At 33.6% G+C, this 12903-nt stretch carries 8 protein-coding genes and 2 pseudogenes; 4 read left to right on the forward strand and 6 right to left on the reverse strand.

The annotated features are described in order from the left end of the window. Positions 1–50: 50 nt before the first annotated feature. From yihA to tssH, 4 genes and pseudogenes are all read left to right on the forward strand, one after another. The gene (yihA, locus tag O1Q80_RS00450; RefSeq protein WP_386695024.1) at positions 51–677 is read left to right on the forward strand and encodes a ribosome biogenesis GTP-binding protein YihA/YsxC; all 627 of its coding nucleotides are present in this window, start codon (positions 51–53) and stop codon (positions 675–677) included. Positions 678–868: 191 nt separating this feature from the next. Beyond that, positions 869–1642, forward strand: a pseudogene (locus tag O1Q80_RS00455) (YifB family Mg chelatase-like AAA ATPase); the annotation flags it as partial. 98 nt (positions 1643–1740) lie between these two features. After that, on the forward strand, positions 1741–3420 hold the full coding sequence (locus tag O1Q80_RS00460; RefSeq protein ID WP_386695026.1) for a hypothetical protein: 1680 nt from the start codon (positions 1741–1743) through the stop codon (positions 3418–3420). A 634-nt stretch (positions 3421–4054) separates the two neighbouring features. Continuing rightward, positions 4055–6658: a type VI secretion system ATPase TssH gene (tssH, locus tag O1Q80_RS00465; RefSeq protein ID WP_386688291.1), complete on the forward strand. Its 2604-nt coding sequence runs from the start codon at positions 4055–4057 to the stop codon at positions 6656–6658. Between the two features lie 101 nt (positions 6659–6759). Here tssH and O1Q80_RS00470 read toward each other — a convergent pair whose 3' ends face one another. From O1Q80_RS00470 to O1Q80_RS00495, 6 genes and pseudogenes are all read right to left on the reverse strand, one after another. Further along, positions 6760–6954, reverse strand: coding sequence for a hypothetical protein (locus tag O1Q80_RS00470; RefSeq protein WP_386695028.1), 195 nt, complete (start codon positions 6952–6954; stop codon positions 6760–6762). 73 nt (positions 6955–7027) lie between these two features. Next, positions 7028–7277: pseudogene (locus tag O1Q80_RS00475) on the reverse strand (helix-turn-helix domain-containing protein); the annotation flags it as partial. A 54-nt stretch (positions 7278–7331) separates the two neighbouring features. Continuing rightward, entirely contained in the window at positions 7332–8816 is a 1485-nt protein-coding gene (locus O1Q80_RS00480) for a hypothetical protein (protein ID WP_386695030.1), read from the reverse strand. 221 nt (positions 8817–9037) lie between these two features. After that, the gene (locus O1Q80_RS00485; protein ID WP_386695032.1) at positions 9038–9703 is read right to left on the reverse strand and encodes a hypothetical protein; all 666 of its coding nucleotides are present in this window, start codon (positions 9701–9703) and stop codon (positions 9038–9040) included. 369 nt (positions 9704–10072) lie between these two features. Beyond that, positions 10073–10477: a hypothetical protein gene (locus tag O1Q80_RS00490; RefSeq protein ID WP_386695034.1), complete on the reverse strand. Its 405-nt coding sequence runs from the start codon at positions 10475–10477 to the stop codon at positions 10073–10075. After that, positions 10474–12876, reverse strand: coding sequence for a glycoside hydrolase family 19 protein (locus O1Q80_RS00495; RefSeq protein WP_386695036.1), 2403 nt, complete (start codon positions 12874–12876; stop codon positions 10474–10476). Before O1Q80_RS00495 ends, O1Q80_RS00490 begins: the two co-directional genes overlap by 4 nt. Between the last annotated feature and the right edge of the window lie 27 nt (positions 12877–12903).

A 12903-nucleotide genomic window follows, 5' to 3' on the forward strand; every position in this document is an offset into this window, starting at 1 on the left:
TATTCTTAGCATCAAAATTCAAGCTCAAATAAGATAAAAAGAGAAAACAAATGTCTGAATTAAAATTAAACTACCACAAAACCTACTTTCTCACCAGTGCAGCGAATATTACGCAACTACCCGAAGATACGGGAATTGAAATCGCTTTTGCAGGACGTTCAAATGCGGGAAAATCCACCGCACTTAATGCCTTAACCAATCAAAAAAACTTAGCTCGTACATCAAAAACCCCTGGTCGAACGCAGTTAATTAATTTATTTGAAGTCGAACCGCAATGTAAACTAGTGGATTTACCCGGTTATGGTTATGCTGCTGTCCCTGAACAGATGAAATTGCAATGGCAAAAGTCTTTATCGGAATATTTACAGAAACGAGAATGTTTGCAAGGCGTAGTGATTTTAATGGATATTCGCCATCCGCTGAAAGATTTAGATCAGCAAATGATTGAATGGGCTGTCGCATCGGAATTACCTGTACTATTATTACTCACCAAAGCAGATAAACTTAGCCAAAGTGCCAGATCAAAAACCGTAAAAATGGTGCGTGAAGCGATTTTACCCTTTCAGGGAGATGTTCAAGTTGAGCCATTTTCAGCTCTCAATAAAATCGGTATAGATCGCTTGTCCGCCAAGTTAAATGAATGGTTTAGTCCTACTTTTGCCACTGAAAATCCTTAATTTTGTGATCTCTATTCCAAAAATACACCGTCATTTTTGTAAAGTGCGGTGGATTTTTTTATGATTTTTCTGATTTGTTATTTAAAAGGAAAAGTCATGTCGTTAGCCATTGTTTATAGCCGTGCATCTATCGGGGTACAAGCCCCCTTGTGACCATCGAAGTCCATATTAGCAATGGTAAACCAAATTTTGTGCTGGTAGGATTACCAGAAAAAACCGTGAAAGAAGCACAGGATCGCGTGAGAAGTGCCTTGATTAATGCACAATTTAAATATCCTCCAAAACGTATTACCGTTAATCTTGCCCCAGCAGATTTACCCAAAGAAGGCGGACGTTTTGATTTGCCGATTGCGTTGGGAATTTTGGCAGCATCAGGGCAAATTAATGCGGAACAATTACGTCAATTTGAATTTCTTGGGGAACTGGCATTAACGGGGAATTTACGTGGTGTGCAAGGGGTTATTCCTGCTATTTTAGCGGCTCAGAAAGCGAAAAGAACCATGATTATTGCCCCGCAAAATGCCAATGAAGCATCTCTCATCTCAGAATACGACAGTTATTACGCAAATTCACTGTTAGAAGTGGTGCAGTTTCTCGACAAGCAATTAAATTTGCCAACGGCTAGTCAAATGGCAGACCAAATTAGGTCAAATGCCAAGCAAAGTGCGGTGCAAAATAGCAAAGATTTAACCGATATTATCGGGCAACATCATGCCAAACGAGCCTTAACCATTGCCGCTGCTGGGCAACATAACTTACTTTTATTAGGTCCCCCAGGGACTGGCAAAACCATGCTTGCCAGTCGATTAACCGATCTCTTGCCCGAAATGAGTGATCAAGAAGCCATAGAAACCGCCTCTGTGACTAGCCTGATTCAAAATGAACTGAATTTTGCGAATTGGAAGAAACGCCCATTCCGTTGCCCACATCATAGTGCATCTTTGCCTGCGTTAGTGGGTGGGGGATGTTAAAATTACAAATAACTGTCAGAAGTTACAATTAGTTGTCATATAGGCATATCTACTCTATAATCTTTCTATCTAGGGAATTGAAAGATTAAGCTATGTCGTACTTCACCACTCAAAACTTAAACCGCATATCTTGGCGTTATTCCATCAATTTAAAATCGTTTTTTAAGACTGCTGTTCGTGGCTTTTACAAAGAAAGCAATGAATATGTTGTTAATTGGTATGATTGGAAGTTATCATTAGAAAAATCAATCACAAGTATAGATGTTCACTTCGTTAATATAACGCAACCAACCTACACTAAAAACGGTAATGAATATCAAAGTTTTCTTGTTATTCGTGTTCCTTTGAATATTCTACATAAACTCCCATTTGGCAGTATTTGGCGTAAAGGAAAATCTAAAGAGAAGTTTGAGCTTGAGCATTTTACTATTACATTTAATAAAGCCAGTAACCTATCTTATGAGCATTTAAACGGTACACAAAATCCGATTTTCAACTACAAAGAATACATTCACGCATCTGATTATAAAAGGTTTGCTAAAGATGCGAATAATTTGCTTGTAATAAAACAAAATAACCTAAATTACATCGTTCACTCATTATCCTTTTTTATGGCTCATTACGGCTATTCTAGTGAGTTAAAACGACTGCTTTCAACTTATAACTGGGACAAAATCGAAGAAAAATTGCACTTAAATTACAACGTGCCAAACGTAGATAAGCCAGTTATTCTGCCTCGTTCACTCTCGCAAGATGATGCGGTATTTCTTTATCATTTAAGATACGATCCGACAACCAAGCATATTGTAAAATCAGTTTCTACAAACTTTTTACTGACAAAAGAATCAAAACGTTACTACACCATTTATTGCTGGCACGAACAAGATATTACTTTATCTTTTAATGGTATTCATTTGGGTAACACGGTGCTTTGTTGTCAAATTACAGGCATTAGCCAACCGCAGGGCGAACCGATTAACCTTGTGCTACCCCCTGCAAAACGGCATAGTGAAACATCAGAATCTGATAGCAATGAAACACAATACAAAATTATTGTACACCAACCTAAACATCAATTAGAGCTGTTAGATATTGCACTTAATCCTGTTAATAACCTTGTTACTCAATCAGTAATAGAGAGATTAGATATACTCGGTAACGCAAGAGAAATCAATCGTATTTCACCTGAAATCAACGAAATATCAAGAAACGATTACAGTACCCTGCCTTACGATTCACCTACTGACTTTAGCGTGGGCGAAAAACAAGGTAAAACTGGGCTAACAGGGATAGCAAACTGTTTTTATGATACACCTAAAAACACGCTAGAACGTTCTCGTTTAGAAACCGTTTGGCAACACGCAACCGCTTTACGCACTGAAATGGGGGCGGTCGTGCAATGGTACACCCCAAAACAGGGATTTAACGAAACGGACGATTTTGTTTTGATTTCGTTAGAAGAAGTAAATAAGGCACTCAACAAAGTATATCCGCCTTCTGTATTGGTTATCAAACTACAAATCGATTCTCGAGTATTCTTTGTATTGAGCTTTCCTGAAAATGATAATGGAACGGGATTTAGTAGCGTGGTTTACGAACCGCTAGATGATTTTAATAATGACAAATTGATTAAAATCCTGATCGAACTTGTGCAGCTTGGCTCGATTGACTCAGACTATATTGATTCATTCAATGGACGAATGGCAACCTTTATTCATCGTGTAGGTGAACAAAATAATTGGGTGAAAAATGGGTTGAATAAGCTACTTTAGTGAGTAGCTAAGGAATATTATGAGAAAGAAAACAGAAAAATCAAAATTAGAACGTAAATTAAAACGTGTAGAACACTTTTCAATTTCTTATGATACCAAGCAACGAGAAATATTCTGAATATAAAATTGATGCTCATAATCTTGTTGAAATTGTACAAAATATGATTAACTTTGTGGAGCATAATGACAAACTGCTAAATGGTAAACCAAAAACAGTACATATTTTATATTCAATCCTTTGATACCAATCAAATTGTAAAAAATAAGGCTCAATTCAATTTCCTTTTGCTGCAGGAAGTTTATGAGTATGTTAAGCATACGGCAAATATGAGTGGAAGATGTGAGAGATTATGTCTTCTATTATAATCACGAACACCCACACAGTTATAATCAAGGCTTGCCACCAATTTCAACAAAACCTACTTCGGGGACTGATAAATTAGTTAATGACTACAATGCTAATATAGTAAATCAAAGCTCTTTTAAACTGTATTTGTTATTTATTTTTACATTTAATAATAAATGCGTGACCAAACTTATATTGTTTATTGTAAATTTGGATAGAATAGCAATAATTTTTCGTATAAAATAGTAAAGTTACTAGAAACCTATCATTGCATAATAAGAGAAAACTATGAAAGTTGAATTATCGAGCCTTATAAATAAATTATCACCTATTGCAAAAACAAATTTAGAATCATCGGCATCAGAATGTATGTCTATGGGAAATAATGAAATTTTAGTATCACATTTCTTATTACAATGTTTAGAAACACCACTTTGTGATATTAGAAAAATATTGATCTATTTTCAAATTGATCATATTCAACTAAAAGATTCTATTATTAATGTACATCCTACCCAACCTATTTTAGAACAAGGCAGATTTCCTAGTTTCTCTCCATTGCTAATAGATTTATTACAAGATGCGTGGCTATTGGCAACAACCGAACTAAATCAAACCAATTTAAGAACAGGAACAATTTTATTAGCATTACTTGCTGCTCCACAACGTTATTTATTGCCTATCACATCAAATTTACTGGTAAATATTAATCGTGATTTGTTAAAACAACAATTCGAAACTATTACTTCAGATTCTACAGAAAATGAAAATGCGGTTAATTCTAAAGAGACTCAATTATCCCATTCTACAGAGAATTTATCAAAATATGCACAGAATCTTACTGAATTAGCTCGAAATAATAAAATTGACCCCGTTTTATGTCGTGATCAAGAAATTAATCTAATGATTGATATTCTTTCTCGTCGCCGTAAAAATAATCCAATTATTATTGGTGAAGCTGGTGTAGGTAAAAGTGCTTTAATTGAAGGTCTAGCTTTACGTATTATATCTGGTAATGTACCAAGTAGTTTAGCTAATACTGAAATAATGTCTTTAGATTTAGGTGCAATGCAAGCGGGGGCATCAGTTAAAGGTGAATTTGAAAAACGTTTTAAAGCAATAATGAATGAAGTAAGTCACTCTGCAACACCTATTATTTTATTTATTGATGAAGCCCATACTTTAATTGGTGCGGGTAACCAACAAGGTGGCTTAGACGTTTCTAACCTATTAAAACCAGCGTTGGCTCGTGGAGAATTGAAAACTATTGCTGCAACTACTTGGAGTGAGTATAAAAAATATATTGAGAAAGATGCTGCTTTATCTCGTCGTTTCCAACTGGTTAAAGTAAATGAACCTAATGTTGAACAAGCCATCACTATTTTAAGAGGTTTACAATCTATTTACGAAAATAATCACAATGTTTTGATTGAAGAAGAAGCATTAATTACAAGTAGTAAATTAAGTGATCGTTATTTAACAGGTCGTCAATTACCTGATAAAGCTATTGATGTATTAGATACAGCTTGTGCAAGAGTAGCTATTAATTTTACTTCACCTCCAAAACAACTTGCCACCTTCACAAATGATAAACATCAGAAAGAGATGGAGAAAAAATTACTTGAAAGAGAAATGTCTATTGGTTTAAGTCAAGATAATGAACGATTAAGACAATTAGATGCTGATTTAGCTAAATTAGATAAAGATATCTCTAATTTGACAAAACAATGGGAAAAACAAAAAACTTTAGTTGGTCAAATTATTGAATTAAGGCAGGCTCTCCTTGTTTCCGAATCAGCAGATAGTAAACAACTTAAAAAGTTACAATCACTTGATGCTAAATTAAAAAAACTTCAAAACGATAATTTACTAGTTTCTGCTCAAGTAACAAAAAAAGAGATTGAAGCAGTAATCGCAGAATGGACAGGTGTGCCTTTAGATAAATTATCACAAAATGACTTGTACACTATTAACCATTTGCCTGAAATCTTAAACCAAGATATTAAAGGACAAGAATTAGCAATTAAGCATTTACATAAACATTTATTAACAGCAAAAGCGGATTTAAGGCGTCTTGGTCGCCCATTAGGATCATTCTTACTTGTTGGTCCTAGTGGTGTAGGCAAAACTGAAACTGTTGTTCAAATTGCAGATCTATTATTTGGCGGTAAACAATATTTAACCACCATTAATATGTCTGAATTCCAAGAAAAACATACAGTTTCTCGTTTAATTGGTTCGCCTCCAGGCTATATTGGCTACGGTGAAGGGGGGGTTTTAACTGAAGCTATTAGACGTAAACCTTATTCTGTGGTGTTATTAGATGAAGTAGAAAAAGCACATCCTGATGTATTAAACTTATTTTATCAGGCTTTTGATAAAGGTGAATTAGCAGATGGTGAAGGTCGATTAATTGACTGTAAAAATATTGTATTTTTCTTAACTTCAAACTTAGGCTATCAAGCAATTATTGATAACCAATGTAACCCAGAGAAAATGTATGAAGTACTTTACCCAATTTTGGCGGAGTTCTTTAAACCAGCTCTACTTGCTCGTATGGAAGTTGTGCCTTACTTACCATTAAATCAAGAAACCTTACTTAATATTGTTAATGGTAAACTAAATAAATTAACTCAATTACTTGAAACTCGTTTTGAAACTCAAGTAAACATTGACGAACAAGTGAAAACTGAAATCTTAGCAAGAGCAACCAGAGCAGAAAATGGGGCAAGGATTTTAGAATCTATTATTGATGGTGAATTATTGCCACCAGTTTCTCTACTCTTATTACAATCAATTGCCAATAAACAAAAAATAGAAGAAATTAAATTTACCGTTAAAGAAAATAAATTTGTCGCTCAAGTGGGAAATGAAGAATGTGAGTTAAGCTAATATTCTCTTATTTATATTCAGTGTTACCTAGATTGTAATGGTGACCAATCTTGTAACAATCTAAAGACATAATTTTGCTCTGCCCCCAAAAAGTTAGACACTTATATCAAGGACTGACGATGATATTGTATCGGACTCAGTCCTTTTAATTCCGCAGCTACACGGTGATAGCCATATTCAGGATGTCTTGCTTTTATTTTCTTAATTTCGGCTCTAAGTGCTTCATCTTTATCCGTTTTAGGCTTGATATGATAGAAAAACACACTACGAGAAAGTCCCGTAATTTCGAGCAACAAAGCTAAGGGATAGCGTAATATTAAGGCTTGGATGGCTTCTGCCGTTTCCCGTCTTCTCGTTTGATAATCTCATCCAACTTTTTTAGAAAAGCGTTCTCCGCTTCAAGTTTTAAAATGTGAAGTTCAAGTTCTTCTTCACGGGTTCTAGGTTTAGGTGGCATTTTGGGATATTTAGGCTTCATACTCGGAGGACCTGTTGGTTTGGATAATAAGCCATTTATACCTTGTTTTTCAAAGGGTTTTAACCATTAGCTAATAATTCCAGAGCTTGCTAAACCAAAGTGTAACGCTGCATCACGACCTGAGAATTGCCCTAAGAATACATGTGCTAGAATTTGGTGATCGCTTAAATGATCACCTTTAAGTGAAATTGGTGTTTACACAAAATATGGGATAGGCTCCTTTGAAATAACATAATCTTTATCATTATTTAATCTAAATCGAATAAAATCTCCTTGCCAAGTTTTGGATTTTAGCAACCACCCAATCAACCCCAACGGATGTATAAAATAAGCCTCCTTATCCGTATCAAAACTTCTTACTTTTAGCTGTATCGATAAATCACCCACCCGTTTTCTTATTCTTTGTGCGGTTTGATTGTCATTTTGTTCAGTAAAGACATTACAAAGAGTTTCAAACTGCTGAACTCGATTACTTGCCCATTCGTTTTGATGTTTTGGAATGATACCTATAAATCTTCGGTGTTGAATAGCATCAAGTGATAATTGATGTAATCTCCCTGCCTCAAATCTCACGGGTTCGCCTTTCTCCTTATCCAAATCCAGCTCCTCCATTATCGCTTTAAATAACGGATTGAGCTTTTCTTTTGATTCTAAATCTTCCTCATCGGGATTTAAATAATGACAAAGTGTCTGGTCAAAAATATCTACCCCATTACTTTGTGTGGTAAATACATTCATACCAGGGAAAGTGATGCCTTGAGTAAGGTGAGAGTCGTCCACATAAATGCCTACATTACTATTCGTGGTACTTTGATGTAGATAAGGCTGAATATTATAATAATCTTTGCTTATTTCCTTACCTTGGTCATCTTTCACTTTGACGCTTTTCTTTTCTAACTCTGATAACGGCACAAAGATTTCTGTCTGGGTTTCACCTATTTGGGTTGGTTCTTTTCCTACCAGACTATAATAAGGTTGATTACGGTCAACATATAAAAAGTTATCTGGTAAGCTACGTTTCTCTTTGTCTTGTTTTTTATCCTGTTGATATGCTTCCTTGGCTTTATTGCGAAAAACCTCAATATCATCATAGGTAAAAACTTCAAGATGTAACAAACGTTTTCCGTTTTCTTCCATTTGGTTGTATTCACCCATGAACCCTAACACTTCACCAGCTTTTACTTGAACTGGTTTCGGCAAAGATATTTGTACCGGCGTATCTGTGTATAGTGGTAAATTATTCTTTAATAAGAATGGTATGCTTTCAATTTTTGTAGATTTTATTAATCCTTTTTCTTCCTCTTTTGCATAAGAGCCTTTATAAATCGTCCAAGTACCATTATCATTTTTTTTGATTTCTCCTAGCTCATCCTTATACCATACCAATTCATCTCGATTAGATTTCGTATTAAATAGCTTACGCACAAAAACTTCGCGTCCATTTGGCAATGTGTCAATGATTTTACCGTTTTCATCTTTTATATGAACATTGTTATCTTTAGGATTCCCAGTGTCAGTGACTGTATGGTATTCTTCACCTATTGTATCATATTCACTTAAACAGGCAGTATGGCGGTAAAGGGAATAAAAAGTCAACTTGTTGTCTTTCGGATATTCCAATTTATGTTCAAGCAGAAAGAAACCTGTAGAATAGCTCGCTCCCGCATCTTTATCTTCCATTTTATAGGCACTATCCACCTTATAGGCGATGAACTCACCATCCGCAATAGCACAAATCTGTTGATTATCAAATTCACTTGACTTGAATTTTTCTGCCCGTAAATGAATTCCTTGATGCCAGAGTCCGCTTTCATTCTTGTTATATTTAAAATTTAGTAAAAATGCATCGCATTTTTAATCTGAATAATTGCAAAGTACGGTGTATTTTTCAATTTTTTAAGCTATTCCTTTTCATTGAAATCAACTGCTTCAGCTTTAATCCACATATTGATGTCTTTTTTGCCTTTATAGTTAATAAAGTACCAATCACCTACACTAGCTAATATTTTCACTTTATCACCTTGAATTAAATATAATTTTGATTTCTTAAAATAAAAATTATATAAATAAGATTTTTTAGCTATAGTTTTTTGTGAAAAAAGGCTATTTTGATCAGCAAGATCAACTAATTTTTTTATAGCATCAACATTAGGATCAAGAGTAACTAAAATGCCAATATAATGACTTACATTATTAATACTCTTATCATTCTTATCTGATGCCAAATGTATAAATAATTTATCCCAAGTTATTGGGTATCCAACTTCAGACAAATAATAAGATAAATAATTTTGCTCTATACATATTTTGTCTTCCCTTGCATTTCCTTCAAAAGTAAATATAGCATTTTTAAGATCTAGTATAACACATCTAGCACGAACTTCATTTTGACTGTATAGACCATCAGATACAACAAAATTAATATCATAATTTACCCTTAATAAATGTTCTAGTTCACTAAATTCATTTTTACTACTTACAAAAATATCTAAACTATATTCATTCTTATTTGAAGTACAAAATGCAGATGATAAATCCGCATATATATTGGCAACAGGATCTTTCAAATATACTTCCTTTCTTTGGGTTTTATTATAAAGTTTCAACTGATTACAATTTTGTTTTGTGATATTAAAAAATTCGTTATAAAGTTTATAATCTTTATTTTCAATAAATGACTTTCTCACTTGCACACACATTAAATGAAAAAATAAATAACAAAATAAAAATTTTTCTAATCATAACTTAGTTTTCCTTTTAATTCTGAAAATCTTTTAGACATATCTGTGCCACGTCTATTAACACCATAATAGTCTATAATTTCTTTTTCATAACTACTATGTAGGTTTTAACCATTCTTTTGGGAGTTTTTTTCGCAAGAATAGATTTATTTAGTAATCAGCTAATTCGTATAAAATCAGACCTGACAAATTACTTTAAAGACAAATATTCTTTAAAAACTCACTATCTAGATCATCATATAGAACTCGGATAAAACTTGTTTCCTTTTTTGTTCTATAATTCAAGTATTGAACATGATCTATTTTATTTTTTTGTTGTTCAAAAAAATAAATACCATTAGTGTTACCATCTATCTTTTCATATAAATAATATCCAAAAACATGATTTGTTTGAGTGTTTTCTCCATCATCAATAATAGTTTGCTCTTTTAATTTAAGTGCTATATTCTTCTTGTTAGGATAATATCTCACATGTGAAAAATCCTGAGATAGTAATAAAGTATATTTTGAACTTAATTTTTCTTTAAAACAGAAATAATGCTCATTTGCAAGAGTATTTTCTGAAAGAACAAGTATTAATATTAATATTAATTTTTTCATAATTCACTTAACCTTTTTTGTGCAAAAGAAACCGCTTGCGTTCCTGTATAAGAATATCGTTTTATCTCAACTAAACTTCCATCTTTACGTTTTTTAGTTCCAAAAGGATATTGTTTTTCTCTAGCTAATTCTAGAAACTTAGAATATCCTTCTTTGGCTTTTTCGATATCTTTAGTTGTTCCTTTTTTAGAGGTTGCAGGATCATGCCAAAGTCCCCAACCGAAACATTCTCCTATTCGGTTACTTGTACTAGCATAACTTTCCATAAAAGGGATATAATTATCCAACGTTTGTTTTATTTTCTCATTTATACTTTGACAATTCTTTAAATTAAAAGCTAAAACAGCTCTTTTGAAATACTTAGCTCGTTCGTCAAACCCATTATAGCCCGCATTCAAAATAGCACTTATTCCTATCAAGTCATTATCATTTGCTAGTTTAGCTAATCCTTTATTTTTCCAAAACCAAATCGCTGAATTAATAGTATGTTCTTTTTCTGTTGCAATCCGTACTTTATTTTTACCTAAAAATTGATCTGCATTTCCTAAAGATGCTCCATAAGCACGATAATTAGCTTCCCATGTTAATTGAAAAAAACCTCGTCCTTTATATCCATCATAAACATCTTCTTCTCTCTTACTGCCTAAATATTCTTCCAGAATTGTATATTCAGCACTTTCATGTAAAGAATTAGCTAAGAAATATGCTTTTTCTAAACATGTAGTTATTCCAGCATTTTTAAAAGCTACATTTAGATCATCTAAATATTTAGATGCTACTGTTTTGTGATGTATAGGTATTTTTGTAAATATTTCTAAAGGAATATCCTTATTACAAAGACAAATATTTTCTTTTTCCAACCACCCAATCAACCCCAACGGATGAATAAAATAAGCCGCCTTATCCGTATCAAAACTTCTTACTTTTAGCTGTATCGATAAATCACCCACCCGTTTTCTTATTCTTTGTGCGGTTTGATTGTCATTTTGTTCAGTAAAGACATTACAAAGAGTTTCAAACTGCTGAACTCGATTACTTGCCCATTCGTTTTGATGTTTTGGAATGATACCTATAAATCTTCGGTGTTGAATAGCATCAAGTGATAATTGATGTAATCTCCCTGCCTCAAATCTCACGGGTTCGCCTTTCTCCTTATCCAAATCCAGCTCCTCCATTATCGCTTTAAATAACGGATTGAGCTTTTCTTTTGATTCTAAATCTTCCTCATCGGGATTTAAATAATGACAAAGTGTCTGGTCAAAAATATCTACCCCATTACTTTGTGTGGTAAATACATTCATACCAGGGAAAGTGATGCCTTGAGTAAGGTGAGAGTCGTCCACATAAATGCCTACATTACTATTCGTGGTACTTTGATGTAGATAAGGCTGAATATTATAATAATCTTTGCTTATTTCCTTACCTTGGTCATCTTTCACTTTGACGCTTTTCTTTTCTAACTCTGATAACGGCACAAAGATTTCTGTCTGGGTTTCACCTATTTGGGTTGGTTCTTTTCCTACCAGACTATAATAAGGTTGATTACGGTCAACATATAAAAAGTTATCTGGTAAGCTACGTTTCTCTTTGTCTTGTTTTTTATCCTGTTGATATGCTTCCTTGGCTTTATTGCGAAAAACCTCAATATCATCATAGGTAAAAACTTCAAGATGTAACAAACGTTTTCCGTTTTCTTCCATTTGGTTGTATTCACCCATGAACCCTAACACTTCACCAGCTTTTACTTGAACTGGTTTCGGCAAAGATATTTGTACCGGCGTATCTGTGTATAGTGGTAAATTATTCTTTAATAAGAATGGTATGCTTTCAATTTTTGTAGATTTTATTAATCCTTTTTCTTCCTCTTTTGCATAAGAGCCTTTATAAATCGTCCAAGTACCATTACCATTTTTTTTGATTTCTCCTAGCTCATCCTTATACCATACCAATTCATCTCGATTAGATTTCGTATTAAATAGCTTACGCACAAAAACTTCGCGTCCATTTGGCAATGTGTCAATGATTTTACCGTTTTCATCTTTTATATGAACATTGTTATCTTTAGGATTCCCAGTGTCAGTGACTGTATGGTATTCTTCACCTATTGTATCATATTCACTTAAACAGGCAGTATGGCGGTAAAGGGAATAAAAAGTCAACTTGTTGTCTTTCGGATATTCCAATTTATGTTCAAGCAGAAAGAACCCTGTAGAATAGCTCGCTCCCGCATCTTCATCTTCCATTTTATAGGCACTATCCACCTTATAGGCGATGAACTCACCATCCGCAATAGCACAAATCTGTTCATTATCAAATTCACTGGATTTGAATTTTTCTGCCCGTAAATGGATTCCTTGGTGCCAGAGTCCGCTTTCATTCTTGTTATATGTAACATTCACTTAAAAATACACCGAACTTTTAATCTG

The organism is Lonepinella sp. MS14435 (assembly GCF_042485795.1).
GTDB lineage: Bacteria > Pseudomonadota > Gammaproteobacteria > Enterobacterales > Pasteurellaceae > Lonepinella.